The sequence below is a fragment of the Rhizobium sp. WSM1328 genome (assembly GCF_057653715.1).
Map to the genome: position 1 here is coordinate 317,004 of NZ_JBYGKO010000003.1, position 16,994 is coordinate 333,997.

Genomic DNA, 16,994 nt, shown 5'->3' on the forward strand with positions numbered 1-16,994 from the left:
CCGCTCCTCACTCTGCTGCCTGGAGATCTGCTTGTTCTGCAGCCCACCGATTGGTCGGGAAAGGCAGGCCGAGGTTTTCTCGAAGCGTCTTGCCCTCATAGGCCGTGCGGAACAGGCCGCGGCGCTGCAGTTCCGGAATGACCAGATCGACGAAATCGTCGAGCGCCGTCGGCAGCCAGGGCGGCAGAATGTTGAAGCCGTCGGCAGCTTCGTTCTCGAACCACTTCTGCAGCGTATCGGCGATCTGTTCGGGCGTTCCGACGATGGTGTAGTGACCGCGGGCGGAGGCAATCCACTGATAGAGCTGGCGAATGGTGAAGTTGTTTTCATCGGCGATCTGGCGGATGAGGGCCTGGCGGCTCTTCATGCCTTCCGTCGGCGGCGCCGGCGGTAGAGGGCCGTCGAGGTCATAGCCGTGCAGGTCGAGCGTGCCGCCGGTCAGGCCATTGAGGAGGCCGATCCCGTCCTCTTCGACGATGAGCGAGGTCAGGCGGTCGTATTTCTCGCGCGCCTCCGCCTCGGTCCTACCGACGAAAGCGGATACGCCGGGCATGACGAGGATATGATCGGGGTTTCGGCCGAGAGCGCGGGCGCGCGCCTTGATATCCCGATAGAACTCCTGGGCGGTTTCGATATGCTGATGGGCGGTGAATATGACTTCGGCCGTTGCTGCGGCGAGCCCGCGTCCATCTTCGGATTGCCCGGCCTGGACGATGACGGGATGCCCCTGCGGCGATCGCGAGATGTTGAGCGGACCGCGCACGCTGAAGTGTTCGCCGCGGTGATCGGTGTCGTGCAGCTTCGCCGGATCGAAGAACACGCCGGACTCCTTGTCCCGTATGAACGCGTCGTCTTCGAAGCTTTCCCAGAGTTTGCGGACAACGTCGACATGCTCGGCGGCGCGGCGATATCGGTCTGCATGCGGCAGCTGGGTATCGCGGTTGAAGTTCTGCGCCGTCAGGTCGCCCGTGGTGGTCACGACATTCCAGCCGGCGCGGCCCTCCGAGATCAGATCCAGCGAGGCGAACTTGCGGGCGGTCGTGTAAGGCTCCTCGTAGGTGGTCGAGGACGTGGCGATAAAGCCGAGATGGGTGGTGAAAGGCGCAAGGGCGGAGAACAATGTCACGGGTTCGAAGCCGGCCACGCGGGCATTGCCGCCTTCGCGTGCTCCACCGAAACCGACAGCCAGCCCGTCGGCCAGGAAATAGGCATCGAAGAGGCCACGCTCAGCTGTCAAGGCAAGACGCTTGTGAAACTCGAAACTGGTCGCGCCGTCGGCCGGCTGGTCGGGATGCCGCCATGACGCAACATGCTGTCCGCCACCGGGAAGAAATGCCCCAAGCCTGATTTTCCGTGTCATTTCGTGTCCTCTCCGTTTTCCGTCAACAGCCCGGTCTTCCCCAGGGCCAAGTATTCAATTGGCTGTTGGGTTGCTAAAATACGTTCTCCATAGAATTTATAGAGAAACTGAATTTCGTAGTTTCGGAGGAAGGGTGAATAGATTTCCCGGTTTGGCATGAAATTGGAAATCAACGGTCAGGGCGACTATCCGGGGGTATGCGGGCGCGGACCGGCAGATGGGATCTGCGGGCGTGGCGAAGAGCCCGGCCGAGACGACAAATGGCAATAGGTCTTCTGAGCGTCTTATGCCCGCTTGCAGCCCCGCCGGAGCGAGGATCCAGTTTGACGAGCATGCAAGAAATGGCGGTTTTCGCACGAACGCCCGTGCTACCTGAGATCAATGCCTTGATGTGCTCAGGGCATCAGCCTCGTTTTGGCCGGGTCGGGGCATGGTCGAGGCCGGCGGCGGCCTTCTTCAGGCAGTCGAGGTAGCGGTCCCGGTTGGCGATGCCATCGTCGCGTGGCGTGACGAGGCAGAGCGTTGCGGCTGCATGGCCTTCCTCGCCCCGCACCGGTACGGCAAAACAGTGGGTGAAGCTGTCGACGATGCTGTTGAAGGTGAAGAGACCTTCGCGCTCGGCCTGGCGCACCTCGGCGATGAAGGTTTGCGGCTCAAGCCATTCGCCGTTCGGCAGGCGAAAATCCTGCGGCGGAATGAAGTTCAGAATGTCCTGATCCGACAGGTGTGCGACGAGCAGGCGGCCCGACGCCGTCCACGGGATCGGCACCGACTGCCCGACATCCGTCGAAATGCGGAAGGGGCGCGCGCCTTCGCGCATGCGAACGACCGTGTATCTGTTTCCATCCAGCATGCAGAACTGCGCTGTCTCCCGCGTCTCGTCGGCAAGCTGTTCCAGCGCCGCCTCGCATTCGCGGGTGAAGTCGAAATGGTTCTCATAGGCTGCGCCGAGGAAATACAGTTTGCGGCCGAGATAGACACGCCCCTCGCCGCCGGTGAATTCCAGGATACCATTCTGCAGCAGCAGGTTGACGAGCTCGTAAACCGATGAGCGCGGCGCGCCGATCTGCGCGGCGATTTCATTCGGCTTCAGGGCCTGCCGTTTCTGGCGCAGGAAATCGAGGATCTCGAAGGCGCGGTCGAGCCCTCGGGCGCGTTTACCGGCTGCTTCGTCCTGAACTGCATCCATTTCTATCGATCCCTTTTTTGTCCGGCCAAGCTTTTCAAGCCGACTGCCGCATCTGTCAATCGATCCCGTCATTCGCCGCGAATGAAATTTTCCCACCCCTCTTGCGAGGTAGAAAAATCGGCATAAGATCGCCTCGTCCGGTATATAGATCACATGTACATTATATTGGACACCAATGGCAAGCCGTCAACGCTGCCGCACACAAAAAAGGGGATCGACATGAAGAATCTTGAAAACGGCATTTCCGCTTCGCTACGCCGCCGCCTTCTCTCGGGTGCTGCCGCCGCGGCCGCACTCCTCGTCTTTTCGGCCGGTACGGCCTCGGCCGCCGCCAATTGCATCAAGGGTGACAGGAAAGCGCCCTATACGATCGGCTGGGCAAACATCTATTCGGTGCCGACCTGGATGAAGCAGACCGAAGGCACCATCACGGCCGAAGTGGAGGAGCTGAAGAAGGCGGGCCTCGTCAAGGACCTGATGATCACGGACGCGCAGGGTAACGCCCAGACCCAGATCCAGCATATCCAGTCGATGATCGACGCCAATGTCGACGCCATCGTCGTGATCGCCGGTTCCTCCAACGCGCTCGACCGCGTCATATCCGATGCCTGCGACAAGGGCATTGCCGTCGTGAATTTCGACAGCCTTGTCAACACCGACAAGGTGACGGCGAAGATCAACACCGATTCCAACGAATGGGGCGCGACCGCTGCAAAGTGGATGGTCAGCCAGCTCGGCGGCAAGGGCAAGATCATCATCATGAACGGCCCGGCCGGCATTTCGGTGAGCGACGACCGCCGCAAGGGCGCCCAGCCAGTCCTCGATGCCAATCCCGGTCTCCAGGTGATCACCGAGACGAACACGGAATATAATGTCGCCCCGGCCCAGGAAGCGATGACCAGCCTGCTTTTCGCCAATCCCGAAATCGACGGCGTGCTGTCGCTCGGCGGCGCGCTATCGGCCGGCTCGGTGCTGGCCTTCGAGCGTCAGGGCCGCGACCAGGTGCCGACAACAGGCGAAAACGCCAGGCAGTTCCTGGAGCTCTGGAAGGAGAAGGGACTGAAGGGCTGGGCCACCATGCAGCCCAACTGGCTCGGCGCGCTTTCCGTCTACACTGCCGTGCAGGCGCTGGAAGGCAAGGACGTTCCGGCCTTCGTCAAGGTGCCGCTGCCTGTCATCGACGACAGCACGATCGGCAGCTACCTCGCACGGGCCGACAAGTTCCCGGCGGACGGCTATATCTACTCGGACTACGACAAGGCGCTCTTCGACAAGCTGCTTGCCGCCAAGTAATCCGCCCAAGTAACTCGGGTTGAGGAAAGCCGCCATGACGGAAAAAAGACCCCTGCTGGAAGCCCGGCAGGTGTTCAGGGGATTTTTCGGCAATCCCGTTTTGAAGGGCGTCGATATCGCCCTTCTGCCGGGCAGGGTTCACGCCTTGCTCGGCGAAAACGGCGCCGGCAAGTCCACGCTGATCAACCTCCTGTCCGGCGCTCTCCAGCCGGACGGCGGTTCCATCCTCGTCGACGGCAAGCCGGTCGAACGCTTCAGCCCGGCGGCTGCGCGTGGCGCGGGTATTGCCGTCGTTCAGCAGGAGCTGAGCCTCACGGCCAGTCTCTCGATTGCCGAAAACATAGGGCTCGGCGCCTTTCCGCGCCGGTTCGGCCTTATCGATTACAGAGCGCTTCATCGCGGCGTGTCAGACGTCTGCGATATGGTCGGGCTCACCGAGCGGCTCGACATGCCGGTCGCCGACCTCGCGCTTGGGCGCCGTCAGATGGTGGAGATCGCCAAGGCGTTGTTCCGCAAGCCGCGTGTGCTGATCCTGGACGAGCCGACCTCATCGCTCTCCGCGCACGAAGCCGGCATCCTGGCCCGCCTGATCGAGACGCTGAGAGACCGCGGCACGGCACTTCTCTATATTTCCCACCGCCTCAACGAGGTACAGGCGCTGTGCTCGCATGTCACGGTGCTGAAGGACGGCCTGGTCACCGCCGACCAGTCGCTATCCGGGATCGACGGCGAAGGCCTGGTGCGCCTGATGGTCGGTCGCGAGACCGGCGACCTGTTCCCGCCGCGCCTGGCCGCAGCACCTGGTGCGATGCGCATCAGCGTCGAAGGTTTTTCCGCCGGCATGGTGCGTGACGTCAGCTTCTCCGCCCGCGCCGGCGAAATCGTCGGTATTGGCGGGCTCGTGGGACAAGGGCAGGAAGACCTGCTGCTCGGCCTCTACGGCGCGATTCCGGCCTCGGCCGATCGGGCGGAAGTATCCGGCAAACCCGCCCTGCCCGCCAATGTCGGCGAGGCGAATGCCGCCGGCATCGTCTATGTCCCGGCCGACCGCAAGCATGAGGGGCTGGTGCTGCCCCATTCCATCGCCTCCAATCTCATCCTGCCCTCGCTCGGACGGCTCGCCCGCAAAGGGCTGCGCGACCGGCCGGCGGAAACCGGCCTGGTCGCCGATCTGGCGCGCCGGCTGACGATCAAGGGCGATACGGCCCGCCCGGTGCAGGCGCTTTCCGGCGGCAACCAGCAGAAGGTGGCGCTCGCCAAATGGCTGCCGCTCGATCCCTCCGTTCTGCTCCTCAACGATCCGACGCGCGGCGTCGACATCGAGACCAAGCGGGAAATCTACCTCATGCTCCGCGCCTTCGCCGCCGAGGGGCGGCTCGTCATTCTGGCTAGCTCCGATACGCCGGAGCTCGTGCATCTCTGCGACCGTGTCGTGGTTCTGCGCGAGGGGCGCATCGCGGCCGTGCTGTCGCAAGATGAAATCAGCGAAGGAGCGATCGTCGGCGCAGCCATGGGCATCACGGCCACGACGCAGGGAGAGGCGGCATGAGCACAAGTTCGTCATCCCGGCTCTACGGCTCGATCCAGCTTCGCCGCAACCGCGGCCTTGCCGGCCTCTATCTGGTTGTCGCCGCCTTTCTCATTCTCTACGCGCTGCTCTTTCCTGGCATCCTTTCGATCGGCGGCTTCTCCAAATTCACGCAGAACTGGTTCCCGCTCGCGCTCGTCACCATGGCGCAGGCGCTGCTCATGCTGAACGGCGGCATCACGCTGGCGATCGGCCCGCTCGTCAGTCTTGGAGCGGTGATCGCCGCGACGACGATGCAAGGGGCGCTCGGCGTGCCGGGAGGCATTCTTGCGGTCTCGCTTGCCGGTCTTTCGATCGGTGCCGTCATCGGCGCCATCGTCACATATCTGAGGCTGCCCGCAATCATCGTCACGCTTGCCGGCTCCTTCATCATCGGCGGGGTCGCACTCATCCTGCTGCCGCGGCCGGGTGGGTTCATTCCCGATTGGCTGTCGACGGTACTGGCCGGCCACACGCCCGTCGCCTTCCTGCTGCTCGTTGTGATCCTGGTCCTGTGGAAGGCCTTTCTAGCAACGCCGCTCGGCCTCGGCATCTACGCGGCCGGTGACAATCCGGTCGGCGCGTTCCGCTCCGGCGTCCCGGTCGAACGGGTGAAGGTCGCAGCCTTCGCCCTGTCCGGTCTTCTCGCCGCCCTGACCGGTCTCTTCGTCGCTGCGCAGACCGGCTCGGGTGATCCTGTTATCGGCACGCCCTTCACGCTGAACTCGATTGCCGCCGCCGTCCTCGGCGGCGTGGGCTTCCTCGGCGGCAAGGGCACGATGCGCGGCGCGATCTGCGGCAGCCTGCTGCTCTCGGTGATGATCAACGTCATGTTCTTCCTGGGCTTCCCGCCGGTCGCACAATATGTCGCGCAAGGTCTGATCATCGTCGGCGCGGTCGCCGTGCCGGAACTTCTTGGGGCTTGGAGGGCAAGGCGATGAACATCATCAGGTCCGCGTTCCGCAATCCGCCGCTGCTGACCTTCCTTCTGGTCGCGCTCGTCTGGATCGTCGCAAGCTTTACGTTGCGTGGTTTCGGCGCCTATGGCCACCTGCGCTACCTGCTCGAACTCGCCGCGGTGATCGGCATTGCCGCCGCCGGCCAGACGCTCGTCATCCTGATGGGCGGCATTGATCTCTCCGTCGGCGCGGTCATAACAGTCACGGCGATCCTGCTGCCGCTGATCTCGCCAGCCTGGGACCCGACCGGCCTCGCCGGCATCGCGGCGGCCCTTGCCATCGCCGCGGCTATCGGCCTGATGAACGGCGCCGGTGCTGCCTATCTTCGCGTGCCGCCGATCATCATGACGCTGGCCATGGCGACCTTCCTGCAGGGGCTGCTCGTCATCGTCGCCGGCGGCAGCGCGGTTACCGTCAGCAATCCGGCGGTCATTCTGCTCGGGCAGGCGCGGCCGCTCGGCATTCCCTCAGGCATTATCCTGTGGCTTGTCGTCTCGATCGTCGTCCTGCTGCTCGTCCACCGCATGCCGATCGGCGCCCGTTTCCTGGCGCTTGGGGCAAACCCGCTGGCGGCCCGACTTTCCGGCGTCAGCGTCACCCGCGACACGCTGATCGTCCACACTCTGTCCGGCTTTTTCGCAGGGCTTGCGGGCATTCTCGTGCTCGGCATGAACCGGCAAGGTTATGTCGGCATCGGCGACCCCTATCTGCTGACCTCGATCGCCGCCGTCGTGCTCGGCGGCAGCTCGATCCTCGGTGGCCGCGGCACCTATGCCGGCACCATTCCCGGGGCAATCCTGCTTGTGACGACGACGGCGCTGATCACCGTCGTCAATGCCTCCCCCGGCTGGCGCTCGATCATGTTCGGCACCTTGATCCTCGCTCTTCTGCTGGTTTCCGGACGCGAGGCGCGCAGATGACGGAGCTCTATGACGGGCCGGTGATCGACCCGCATCACCACCTCTGGGACCTCAGCCTGCAACGCCATCCCTGGCTGCAGAAGGCCAGAGCTTCCGGCGAAGAGATGGTTTTCGGAAACCTCGCGCCGATCCTGCGCGACTACAGCATCGACGATTATCGCGCCGATGCTGCCCGCCAGAACGTGATTGCAACCGTGCATGTGGAGGCCGGCTGGTCCGTTGCCTACCCGCTTGACGAGAGCCGCTGGCTGGATGGCCTCGACCGCAGCTTCGGTGTGGCGCGCCGTTATATCGCGGGCGTTTCTCTCGACGGGCCGGACACTATAAGCCTGCTCGAGGCGGAAGCGGCGAACCCGAATGTCGTCGGCATCCGTGATATTTTGAGCTGGCATCCTGAAGCGGCGAAGAGTTTTGCGCCGCGCCCGAACCGCATGGACGATCCCAGCTGGCGGGCGGGACTTGCCCATGCCACGCGGCTCGGACTGGTCTTCGACCTGATGCTCTATCCCTGGCAGATGACCGAGGCGCTCGAACTGGTGCGTGCTTTTCCGCAAACGCTTTTCGTGCTCAACCACGGCGGCAGCCCGGCTGACCGGACGGAGGACGGCATGGCGCTCTGGCGCCGCGGTCTGCGGGCGCTCGGCAGTGAGCCGAATCTGCGCCTGAAGATTTCCGACCTCGTCGCCTATGACAATAAGTGGACGCTCGAAAGCCTGCGGCCGGTGATCGAGCATTGCCTCGATTGTTTCGGCCCGGCGCGTGCCATGTTCGCGAGCGACTTTCCGGTCGCGGGCCTGCATGCCTCCTTCGACGAGGTCTACCAGGTTTTCCGAGCGGTCGCCTCAGAGCTCTCTTACGACGAGCAGCGCGCCCTGTTCTTTGCCACCGCCAATGAAACCTATCGCCTCGGCATCGCCGATCCGGCCGAGATCAGGAGTGGCTGCGATGTCTGACCTCCATACTGCGACGGAAAACGAGCTGATCGACGAGCGGGTGCGCGGCTTTCCGCCGGGCAATCCGCCGCTTCCGCTTGCTGCAATCGGCAAGCAAGGATGGAAGCCCTATGACGGCAGGATGGCCCTGCCGCTGATCTCGCTCGACCGGCAGGCTTTCTTCGGCAATGTCGAACTGATGATGGCCTATGTGAAGAGCCACGGCGCCGAGATCGCGCCGCACGCCAAGACACCGATGTCGATGGCGCTGGCGGAGGCACTTCTGGCGGCAGGCGCCTGGGGCACGACGGTCGCCGATATCCGCCAGGCCGCCGTCCTGCTCAAGGCGGGACAGCGCCGGCTGATCCTCGCCAACGAGATCGGCGGGGCCGCCGCTGCCCGCCGGCTCGCGGCCCTGCTTGCCCACTATCACGATGCGGAACTTCATATCTTCGTGGATTCGACGGCGCTCGCCGAGGCTCTTCGCTCCGCCTGGCAGGAGCGTGTCGATCTGCCGCCCCTCGGTCTGCTGGTGGAGTTCGGTGCCGGTCGCGCCGGTGCCCGCGGCGTCGCCGCCGCCGAGGCAATTCTGGAGGCGATCCTTGCCGCGGAGACGCCGGCCTTCCGGCTGACCGGCATCGCCGCCTATGAAGGTGCGGCCGCGACCGCCGATGCGGAAGAGACGATGCGTCGCATCGACGCGCTGATGGCGGTGACATCCGATTTCCTGCCGAAGCTGCGCGCCCGCATCGGCGACGAGCGGCCGCTCCTCGTCACGGCCGGCGGCTCGGTGTTTTTCGACCTTGTGATTGCCAGGCTTTCAGCCGCCGTTGCGGCCGATCCCGCCTGCCGGCTGGTGCTGCGCAGCGGCGCGATCTTCTTCCACGATCACGGCATCTACGAGCGCGGCCTTGCCGGCCTCGATGCACGCGGCGGCTTCCGCATCGGCGGCGAGACGATCTCGGCGGCCGCGGGTTTCCGTCCGGCGCTGCGGGTCTGGGCCGAGGTCCTCTCCCGGCCGGAGCCGCGGCTGGCGATCTGCGGCATGGGTATGCGCGACGTGGCCATGGACCAAGGCCTGCCACGGCCGTTGGCGCTCTATCGCAATGGGGCGCGTCTTGCCGATCTCGCAAGCGCCGACGTGTTTCGCCTCAACGATCAACACGCCTTCGTCGCCCTTGCCGACGGCAGCGACGTCGCGGTTGGCGACGTCATCGAGTGCGGCATCTCGCATCCCTGCACCTGCCTTGACCGGCATGCCATCCTCTACGGCCTCGACCCGGATCATTCGGTGACGGCGGCCTATCTGACCAGCTTCGGCTGAACTTTCCCTCCAAAAGCAAGAAAAGGAAAACCCGCCATGATCCAGCGTTATCAGAAAGGTTCGCGTATGAGCCAAGCCGTCAGCTACGGCGGTCTCGTCTATATTGCCGGCCAGGTCGCGGAAAATCGCAAGGCTGATATCAAGGATCAGACCCGCGACGTGCTCGGCAAGATCGACGCCCTTTTGCAAGAAGCCGGCATCGACCGCTCGCGCCTCATCGCCGTCAACGTCTTCCTGCCGGCGATCGTCGATTTCGAGGCGATGAACAGCGTCTACGATGACTGGATCGACATCGAAAACCCGCCGGCCCGCGCCTGCACCGAAGCTCGTCTCGCCGATCCCGATCTGCGTGTCGAAATGACTGCCGTTGCCGCCCTTTGACGGCATCGCAACCGTCCGCACTGGAGACATCATGCATAGCGGTCTCGTCAATCCGATCGACTTTTCGCGCGAGGGCCGGCAGTCCGGCGACCTCGCCATTCCCTATTCGATCGACCGTTCGCCCTATTATCAGATCCGCATTCCCGTCCTTCGTCTGAAAAATGGCGAAGGGCCGTCTTTGCTGCTGATGGCGGGCAATCATGGCGACGAGTATGAAGGTGAGCTCCAGCTCGGCCGGCTGATGCGGCTGCTGGATGTCGCGGAAATCCGCGGCGCCGTCACCATCCTGCCGATGGCGAACCTGCCGGCGGTGATGGCGGCCAAGCGCTGTTCGCCCTTCGACGGCGGCAACCTCAATCGGGCCTTTCCCGGCGATCCCAGCGGATCGCCAACGGCGCGCCTGGCGCATTTCCTCGAACACGAGCTCTTTCCCCGCCATGACGTCGTGCTCGACCTGCATTCGGGCGGCACCTCCATGGCGCACCTGCCCTGCACGCTGATCGAGCGGCAGGGCGATAGCGCCCGCTTCGAACGATCCGTTTCACTGATGCGCGCCATGGGTGCCGCGCATGCCTTCATCGCCGATAACGGGCCGACGGCGCCGACATCGATGGGGGCTGCGGCAAGGGCCGGAACCATCGGTCTTTCCGGTGAGTTCGGCGGCGGCGGTACCGTGACGCCTGAGACCATGGGTTTCACGGCGGCCGCGATCGACCGGCTGCTCGTCACACTCGGCATCATCGAGCGTCCGGTCCTGTCACGCATGCCGTTCGCCGAGCCCGGACCGTTGCAACTGTTCTCGCTATCCCGGCACAGCCAGGGCATCTATGCGAACCGCAGAGGCTGGTTCGAGCCGGCCGTCGCCCTCGGCGCCATCGTTGCCGCTGGCGAGCTTGCCGGATGGTATCATGACCTCGAACGCCTCGAACAGCCGGAGGAAGAGCTGCGCTTTGCCGAGAGCGGCATTGTCATTTCCCACCGGCTGCATTGCGACAGCCAGGCCGGCGACTGCCTGATCCAGGTCGCCGAACCCATTGCATCCTGAGAAGCGCTGATCTGCTCAAGCGATTGCGTCGACCGCTGCCTTGACCCAGTCGAGACGCTTTGCCGGTATCAGGCCGTAATTGTAGAAGTTCACGCCGTCAGCGCCGGCATCGATGGCAGCCTTGGCGCGTGCGGTCAGCACCGCCGACCCGCTGACCTCGGGATAGAAGACGCGCAGGCCCACGGCGAGGAACTTGCTCGGTCCAATTGCCGCCCGGCCGGTCCGGATGACGTCGCCGACGGCATCCGGCTCCATGTCGTAGCAGCAGAGGATCGCCCCGTCGCAGAGCTTGCCGACGGATGCGAGATCGACGCCGCCGAGCCAGCCGTCCTTCAGGTCGATGAGCACGATGCGGGTTGCCGGATCGGCGGCCGCCTTGATCTCGTCGATCAGGCTGGTCACCGGTTCGCTGCGCCAGGTGAGATAGGCATGCAGCTCGGGATGGTCGCGAAAGGCATCGATGCCGGCGGCCGGAAAGTCCGGGAATTGCCGTTCCGGGATAACTCGTTCGCAAAGTTCGGCGATGAAGCGCGCGACCGATCCGCGCGCGCCTTCGACCGGCACACCGGCCTTTGTGGCACGCGCCGTGCAATGGTCGCAGAAGCAGAGCGACAGCAGGAAATCATCTTCGGCGTTCAGGCCGACACCGTCTTTTTCGTGATGATATTCATGCGCGAATCCCATGAAATTCGGGCTTTCGAGTTCCACCATATCGGGCCGGTAGTTGGTGGTGATGTCGCGCACGAGGGTGACGGCATAGGCCCGCGCCGCCGGGCTGGAGGGGCAAAGATTGTAATAGTTGGGATTGCCGAAGGCGTTCCGCGTCACGTGATCGGGATGCAGCATGCCGAGGCGGCTATTATGCAGGCAGACCGTCCAGCAGGAGACCTTGAGACCCGTCGCCTCGCGTCCCTGGACGAGGGTTTCCAGCATGTCGCCGCGCTCAGTGACATTCCCAGCCATCAGCGGCCGGATCAGCTTGTCCAGCCACAGGCTTTCATCCGGCCGGAAGTAGACCGTCCCGTCCTCGGGGAAATAGGCCTTCTGCTGCGGGCTCCGCGGCTGCAGGAACCGGCCGGCGTGATAGGAGGTCGCCAGGCTGACCGTGTTCAGGCCGGCGCGGCCGCGAAGCTCGGCGGCGAGTGCTGCAAGCCCCTGGTCCTGGATGTCCCAGGGATAAGTCCACATGGAAAGATGCATGGCGAGCTCCCGTCGAATCTGTCCATTTTATAGAACATGTGTCCATAATAGTGTCCAGACCGATCTTGGAGGCGTGGCGCCTGCCTGGCAGCGTTCTTGCATAAGGCGGCTGGCCGAAAAGGCCAGCCGCTTTATAAAGTGGCAGGGCTGATGGCTATTGCGCTGTCGTCTCAGATGTCGACGACGAGACCCTTGGCTTTCAGCACCGGTTCGAGATTGCTGACCTCGATGACCGATTTGCCCTGCTTATATGCCGAGATATAGCCGGCCTCGGCATCTTCGCGGCTCTGTGACAGCCTGGCGACTTCCTGCGCTTCCTGGCGACGCACGACCACCAGGCCGTCGGCATCACCGGCGATGATGTCGCCGGGATGGATGATTTCGCCGCCGACGATGATCGTGTCGTTCACCGCCGCGATGGTTTCCTTCACCGTCCCCTTGATGCAGACGCTGAGCGAGAAGACCGGGAAGCCAAGCTCCCTCAGTTGCAGCGTGTCGCGCACGCCGGTGTCGGTCACGAGACCGCCGATACCCTTTGCAAGGCAGGCATTGGCAAGCACATCGCCGAAGGATCCGGCCTCTTCGTATTCGCCCGCCGATACGACGATGATATCGCCCGGCTTTGCGTAGTTGATGGCGAGTTGCAGCATGATGTTGTCACGCGGCGCGCATTTCACCGTGAAGGCCGGGCCGCACAGTTTCATGCGGTAGTCGACGGGCTTGAGGCGGGAGGAAAGGGCTCCACGGCGCCCTTGGGCTTCGTGGATCGTCGCGGGCGAAAATTTGGAAACGGCGTCGATATCGGCTTTGCTTGGCCGTTCGGCGATATCTTTAATATGGATCACGGATGCCTCCCATTTTTGGCCGACGGCGGGCATGCCCCGCCGTCTGAATTCGTTTGGACGTTATCGGTGGATGACGCCGAAGCCGGTCGGCTTACGGGATCGGGTCGAACTTCAGCTCGGAGAGCGATACGACCTTGTCGGTGCGCGTCATCTTGTATTCGGTATCCGGACCGAGCCACTTGTCCCAGATCTTGTTGATCTCGCCCGATGTGTCGAGCTTGCGAAGGATCTCGTTGATCTTGGCGGTCAGCGCCGGCTGATCCTTGGCCATGCCGATGCCGATCGGCTGGTACAGCATCGGCTCCTCGATCATCCGCATTGCCTTGCCCTTGCTCTTCGATTCATTGACGAATTTGGTCGTCGTCATGGTGTTGGCCACCATGCCGCGCGCCTTGCCCTGCTGGACGGCGAGATAGGCCGAGGCGGTATCCTGGAAGGTCAGTGGGTCGGATTTGTTGAGCTTGATCGACATCTCTGAGGTCGAACCCTTGGTCGAAGCGATGCGCTGGCCCGCATAATCGGCCTTCTTCTTGCCGGCATCGTCCGCCGGCACGATCAGCATTTCCTTGGCGAGATAATAGGGATCGCTGAACTGGATCTGCTCGGCACGGCTCAGAGTATAGGCAAGGTTGGCAACGGTGATGTCGACGCGGCCGAGCTTGACCTCGGGCACGCGCGCCTCGACCGAAACTGGCTTGATTTCAGCCTTGACGCCCAATTCCTTGGCGATGGCGCCGCAGAGGTCGACGTCGAAACCGGCCATTTCGCGGGTCTTCGGATCGGGAGAGGCGAAGGGAGGAACGTCGGCGAAAGTCGCGCAGCGCAGGGTTTTCGCTGACATGATGTTGTCGAGCTGATCGGCTTTCGCGGGCAAGGCGGCCGCCATGCCGGCAAATGCGGCGGTGAGGGTTAGGCATTTCCAGTTCATTGCTGTTCTCCTTTGTTTTTGGTGGTTGGTATCAATGCCTGAGATCAGCGAGGAATCGCTGCGCACGGGGATGGCTTGGATTTTTGAAGAAGTCCTCGGGGGTCGCCATTTCGAGGATCTGGCCGGCATCGATGAACCAGACCCGATCTGCGACGTCGCGCGCGAAACCCATTTCGTGGGTGACGCAGAGCATGGTCATGCCTTCGGACGCCAGGCTCTTCATGACGGCCAGCACTTCGCCGACCATTTCAGGATCGAGCGCGCTGGTCGGCTCGTCGAACAGCATCACCGGCGGTTCCATGGCAAGGGCGCGGGCGATTGCCACCCGCTGCTGCTGGCCGCCCGACAACTGACCGGGATAGGCCCGGGCCTTGTCGGCAAGGCCGACCCGATCGAGAAGCTTGAGGGCTTTGTCCTTTGCGACGTCAGGCGCCACGCCTTTCACCCGGATTGGCGACATCGAGACGTTTTCGACCACCGAAAGGTGCGGAAACAGGTTGAAGTTCTGAAATACGAAGCCGATCCGGCTGCGCAGCGCATTGAGTTCCTTCGCCCGCATGGCGGCATGAATGTTTTGGCCGTCGAGCGTAATCGATCCGCTGTTGATCTCCTCGAGGCGATTGATCGTGCGGATCAGCGTCGATTTCCCCGAACCGGACGGTCCGCAGATGACCACGACCTCGCCGCGCGAGACCTGCGCATCGATGTCCTTCAGGACCGGATAGTCGCCGTAGCTCTTGCAGACCTGCGAAAGCCGGATCGTCTGCAATTCCTGTGCTGAAACTGACATGGTCATGGCTGCTCCGATATGATTTTCGATGGCGCGACCAAGGCGGCGGCAGGAAGGTTGGAAAGTCCCGCACGTCGCCGCGTGATGCTCCGCTCGAGGCGATTTGCGAAGTAGGTGAGCGTCCAGCAGATGGCGAAGTAGACGATCGCCAGAATGAGGAAGACCTGGAAAGGCTGCGTCAGGAGCTGGTTGTTGACCTGGCTTGCGGCAAAGGTCAGGTCCGGCACGTTGATCACGTAGCCGAGCGTCGTGTCCTTGATCGTCGAGACGAATGTCGAGATGATGCTGGGGATCATGTTGTAGAGCGCCTGTGGCAGGATGATGAAGCGCATCGCACCTAAATAACCGTGACCAAGCGCACGTCCCGCGTCCATCTGGCCCGGTCCGAGCGCAACGATGCCGGCACGGACGACTTCGCTCAGGAACGCGCTTTGATAGACCACGAGCGTCGTCAGCATCGTCACGAAGCTCGGCACATCGGCGCCGGTCAGCAGCGGAACGAGGAAATAGCTCCACAGGATGAGCATCAAGAGCGGCACGCCCCTGGTGAAATAGACCAGTGCGGTGACCGGCCAGCGCAGCAGCGGCGACCTGGAGAGCCGCGCCAATGCGAACAGGATGCTGACCGGAAAGGCGAGAGCGATGCTGAGCGCTGAAAGGATCAGCGTGTTGGCGAGCCCGCCAAGCGGCCCGTTCGGATATTGGCCGATCAGCAGCAGCAGCCAGTAGTCTTGGACGATGGCGATCATGTCGTGGATCATGCTCGCGCACTCCTGGCAGGATCGGTGCGCATCGACAGATAGGCGCCGATGCTCATGATCACGAGCGAGAAGAAGAGGTAGAGAACTGTGCCGATCAGGTAGATCTCGAAGGTCCGGAAGCTGAGGTTCTCGATTTCCTTGACGGCATGCGTCAGTTCCGAGGCTCCGATGACGACGGCGAGACTGCTGTTCTTGAAGAGGGAAACGCTGTGATTGATGAGCGGCGGCAGCGCGTTGCGCACGCCTTGCGGCATGATGACGAAACGCATCGCCGAGACATAACCGTGGCCAAGCGCGCGGGCTGCCTGCATCTGGCCTGGACTGACCGAGCGCACGCCCGAACGAAGATCTTCGCTGAAATAGGCCGCCTGGCAGAGCCCGAGCCCGATCACCGCGAAGATGGCCTCGGCATTATGAACGGCCAGCCATTCGGCTACCCCGCTCGGCATCAGGGTGAAAATCCCGAAATACCACAGCATCAGCTGAACCAGGGTGGGGACGTTGCGGTGGTAGGATACGTAAGCAGCGACTAACGGATCACCGAAACGAAAGGGCGACAAACGCAAAGCCAGCAGCAGAAGTGCCAGCGCCATCGCCATCGACCAAGAGCCGGCGTAGATGATGAAGGTCATCTCGATGCCATGCAGCAGCATGGCGGTATATTCCGGATTTCCCAGGATTGCCGAAAGGTCGAAACCGCTCACGGGTTTGGCTCCCCGGATTGATCCAGCTTCGCCGCAGGTTGGGGCTTTGCCGTCTGCAGGCCGCCCATGACCTGCAGCGTCGGTGTGATCTCCATATGTCCGATGTTGACGGCGACGGGGGCTGCTATGGCGAAGGCAATCGCGTCGGCGATATCGGTCGCCTGCGGAAGTTCGAAGCCGTCGATGAACCGTTCGCGGATGCTGGGGTCATCGCCGTGGACGTGATTGAAGATGTCAGTGGCGACCCGGCCGGGGCAGATTTCCGTGACCCGTACCCGCTTGCCGAAAGCGTCGATCCGCAGCTGGTTGGACAGCATGCTCACCCCTGCCTTGGTGGCGTGATAGGATGAGTTGCCGCCGAAATTATAGGCGCCGGCAATCGACGAGATGTTGATGACATGTCCGCGGTCGCGCGCCACCATACCGGGCACGACCAGCCGGCAGATGTGCAGAACCGCCCGGAGATTGACGTCGACGATGAGATCGATATCGCCCTCGTCGGCTTCCAGGAATTTCTTCGGCCGGTCGACACCGGCATTGTTGACGAGAATATCGAACTCCACCCGACGTGTGAGCTCTGCCATGGCCTGACGGTCGGTCACGTCGATGACGTGGGCGATGCAGCCCGTCCGCGCGGCCAGCTGCTGCAGCGCTTGGGCACTGCGGGCAACGGCATGGACCTCGATGTTCTCCCGGCGGAACCGCTCAACCACGGCTGCGCCGATACCGGAGGATGCGCCGGTCACCAGTGCGGTCTTGTAGTCGGAGAATGGCATTGTCGTTCCCTTGTTGTTGA

Annotated in this window: 17 protein-coding genes; 8 read left to right on the forward strand and 9 right to left on the reverse strand. The window is 63.1% G+C overall.

Features of this window, described 5'->3' with window-relative positions; genetic code table 11:
• Positions 1-7: 7 nt before the first annotated feature.
• Complete coding sequence (locus tag AC2444_RS29090) at positions 8-1,360, reverse strand: LLM class flavin-dependent oxidoreductase (protein WP_128449412.1); 1,353 nt, start codon at positions 1,358-1,360, stop codon at positions 8-10.
• A 403-nt stretch (positions 1,361-1,763) separates the two neighbouring features.
• Positions 1,764-2,549 carry an IclR family transcriptional regulator gene (locus AC2444_RS29095; RefSeq protein WP_012760654.1) on the reverse strand — a complete coding sequence of 262 codons (786 nt, stop codon included), beginning with the start codon at positions 2,547-2,549 and terminating at the stop codon, positions 1,764-1,766.
• 219 nt (positions 2,550-2,768) lie between these two features.
• Here AC2444_RS29095 and AC2444_RS29100 point away from each other — a divergent pair, with 219 nt between their 5' ends.
• From AC2444_RS29100 to AC2444_RS29135, 8 genes are read left to right on the forward strand one after another with little or no spacing between them, the layout of a single operon-like run.
• Positions 2,769-3,842 (forward strand): ABC transporter substrate-binding protein, encoded by a 1,074-nt coding sequence (locus tag AC2444_RS29100; RefSeq protein ID WP_128449411.1) that lies wholly within the window; start codon positions 2,769-2,771, stop codon positions 3,840-3,842.
• Between the two features lie 34 nt (positions 3,843-3,876).
• Positions 3,877-5,391, forward strand: a complete 1,515-nt coding sequence (locus AC2444_RS29105; RefSeq protein ID WP_128449410.1) for a sugar ABC transporter ATP-binding protein — start codon at positions 3,877-3,879, stop codon at positions 5,389-5,391.
• Positions 5,388-6,350, forward strand: coding sequence for an ABC transporter permease (locus tag AC2444_RS29110; protein ID WP_128449409.1), 963 nt, complete (start codon positions 5,388-5,390; stop codon positions 6,348-6,350). The genes AC2444_RS29105 and AC2444_RS29110 overlap by 4 nt, the downstream gene beginning before the upstream one ends.
• Positions 6,347-7,288, forward strand: a complete 942-nt coding sequence (locus AC2444_RS29115; RefSeq protein ID WP_012760650.1) for an ABC transporter permease — start codon at positions 6,347-6,349, stop codon at positions 7,286-7,288. Before AC2444_RS29110 ends, AC2444_RS29115 begins: the two co-directional genes overlap by 4 nt.
• The gene (locus AC2444_RS29120; RefSeq protein ID WP_128449408.1) at positions 7,285-8,241 is read left to right on the forward strand and encodes an amidohydrolase family protein; all 957 of its coding nucleotides are present in this window, start codon (positions 7,285-7,287) and stop codon (positions 8,239-8,241) included. The genes AC2444_RS29115 and AC2444_RS29120 overlap by 4 nt, the downstream gene beginning before the upstream one ends.
• On the forward strand, positions 8,234-9,544 hold the full coding sequence (locus AC2444_RS29125) for an alanine racemase (RefSeq protein WP_128449407.1): 1,311 nt from the start codon (positions 8,234-8,236) through the stop codon (positions 9,542-9,544). The genes AC2444_RS29120 and AC2444_RS29125 overlap by 8 nt, the downstream gene beginning before the upstream one ends.
• 36 nt (positions 9,545-9,580) lie before the next feature.
• Entirely contained in the window at positions 9,581-9,925 is a 345-nt protein-coding gene (locus AC2444_RS29130; RefSeq protein WP_003555467.1) for a RidA family protein, read from the forward strand.
• 31 nt (positions 9,926-9,956) lie between these two features.
• Entirely contained in the window at positions 9,957-10,970 is a 1,014-nt protein-coding gene (locus AC2444_RS29135) for a succinylglutamate desuccinylase/aspartoacylase family protein (RefSeq protein WP_128449406.1), read from the forward strand.
• A gap of 15 nt (positions 10,971-10,985) precedes the next feature.
• Here the strand turns inward: AC2444_RS29135 and AC2444_RS29140 are convergent, their stop codons facing one another.
• The 7 genes from AC2444_RS29140 to AC2444_RS29170 form a co-directional block, all read right to left on the reverse strand.
• On the reverse strand, positions 10,986-12,170 hold the full coding sequence (locus AC2444_RS29140) for a hypothetical protein (protein ID WP_128438918.1): 1,185 nt from the start codon (positions 12,168-12,170) through the stop codon (positions 10,986-10,988).
• A gap of 170 nt (positions 12,171-12,340) precedes the next feature.
• Positions 12,341-13,015 carry a 4-carboxy-4-hydroxy-2-oxoadipate aldolase/oxaloacetate decarboxylase gene (locus AC2444_RS29145; RefSeq protein ID WP_128438917.1) on the reverse strand — a complete coding sequence of 225 codons (675 nt, stop codon included), beginning with the start codon at positions 13,013-13,015 and terminating at the stop codon, positions 12,341-12,343.
• A 91-nt stretch (positions 13,016-13,106) separates the two neighbouring features.
• Positions 13,107-13,943, reverse strand: coding sequence for an ABC transporter substrate-binding protein (locus AC2444_RS29150; RefSeq protein ID WP_003555460.1), 837 nt, complete (start codon positions 13,941-13,943; stop codon positions 13,107-13,109).
• Positions 13,944-13,974: 31 nt separating this feature from the next.
• Entirely contained in the window at positions 13,975-14,739 is a 765-nt protein-coding gene (locus tag AC2444_RS29155) for an amino acid ABC transporter ATP-binding protein (RefSeq protein WP_012760644.1), read from the reverse strand.
• A complete protein-coding gene (locus tag AC2444_RS29160) occupies positions 14,736-15,494 on the reverse strand; it encodes an amino acid ABC transporter permease (RefSeq protein WP_003555458.1) in 759 nt (252 codons plus the stop codon). Before AC2444_RS29160 ends, AC2444_RS29155 begins: the two co-directional genes overlap by 4 nt.
• Positions 15,491-16,198, reverse strand: coding sequence for an amino acid ABC transporter permease (locus AC2444_RS29165; RefSeq protein ID WP_003555457.1), 708 nt, complete (start codon positions 16,196-16,198; stop codon positions 15,491-15,493). Before AC2444_RS29165 ends, AC2444_RS29160 begins: the two co-directional genes overlap by 4 nt.
• Positions 16,195-16,974 carry an SDR family oxidoreductase gene (locus AC2444_RS29170; protein ID WP_128438915.1) on the reverse strand — a complete coding sequence of 260 codons (780 nt, stop codon included), beginning with the start codon at positions 16,972-16,974 and terminating at the stop codon, positions 16,195-16,197. The genes AC2444_RS29165 and AC2444_RS29170 overlap by 4 nt, the downstream gene beginning before the upstream one ends.
• Positions 16,975-16,994 lie beyond the last annotated feature (20 nt).

What these genes read in the sequence shown, in the direction of transcription:
- AC2444_RS29090 (WP_128449412.1), bottom strand. Translation starts at nt 1,360, where the DNA reads ATGACACGGAAAATCAGGCTTGGGGCATTTCTTCCCGGTGGCGGACAG.
- AC2444_RS29095 (WP_012760654.1), bottom strand. Translation starts at nt 2,549, where the DNA reads ATGGATGCAGTTCAGGACGAAGCAGCCGGTAAACGCGCCCGAGGGCTC.
- AC2444_RS29100 (WP_128449411.1), top strand. Translation starts at nt 2,769, where the DNA reads ATGAAGAATCTTGAAAACGGCATTTCCGCTTCGCTACGCCGCCGCCTT.
- AC2444_RS29105 (WP_128449410.1), top strand. Translation starts at nt 3,877, where the DNA reads ATGACGGAAAAAAGACCCCTGCTGGAAGCCCGGCAGGTGTTCAGGGGA.
- AC2444_RS29110 (WP_128449409.1), top strand. Translation starts at nt 5,388, where the DNA reads ATGAGCACAAGTTCGTCATCCCGGCTCTACGGCTCGATCCAGCTTCGC.
- AC2444_RS29115 (WP_012760650.1), top strand. Translation starts at nt 6,347, where the DNA reads ATGAACATCATCAGGTCCGCGTTCCGCAATCCGCCGCTGCTGACCTTC.
- AC2444_RS29120 (WP_128449408.1), top strand. Translation starts at nt 7,285, where the DNA reads ATGACGGAGCTCTATGACGGGCCGGTGATCGACCCGCATCACCACCTC.
- AC2444_RS29125 (WP_128449407.1), top strand. Translation starts at nt 8,234, where the DNA reads ATGTCTGACCTCCATACTGCGACGGAAAACGAGCTGATCGACGAGCGG.
- AC2444_RS29130 (WP_003555467.1), top strand. Translation starts at nt 9,581, where the DNA reads ATGATCCAGCGTTATCAGAAAGGTTCGCGTATGAGCCAAGCCGTCAGC.
- AC2444_RS29135 (WP_128449406.1), top strand. Translation starts at nt 9,957, where the DNA reads ATGCATAGCGGTCTCGTCAATCCGATCGACTTTTCGCGCGAGGGCCGG.
- AC2444_RS29140 (WP_128438918.1), bottom strand. Translation starts at nt 12,170, where the DNA reads ATGCATCTTTCCATGTGGACTTATCCCTGGGACATCCAGGACCAGGGG.
- AC2444_RS29150 (WP_003555460.1), bottom strand. Translation starts at nt 13,943, where the DNA reads ATGAACTGGAAATGCCTAACCCTCACCGCCGCATTTGCCGGCATGGCG.
- AC2444_RS29155 (WP_012760644.1), bottom strand. Translation starts at nt 14,739, where the DNA reads ATGACCATGTCAGTTTCAGCACAGGAATTGCAGACGATCCGGCTTTCG.
- AC2444_RS29160 (WP_003555458.1), bottom strand. Translation starts at nt 15,494, where the DNA reads ATGATCCACGACATGATCGCCATCGTCCAAGACTACTGGCTGCTGCTG.
- AC2444_RS29170 (WP_128438915.1), bottom strand. Translation starts at nt 16,974, where the DNA reads ATGCCATTCTCCGACTACAAGACCGCACTGGTGACCGGCGCATCCTCC.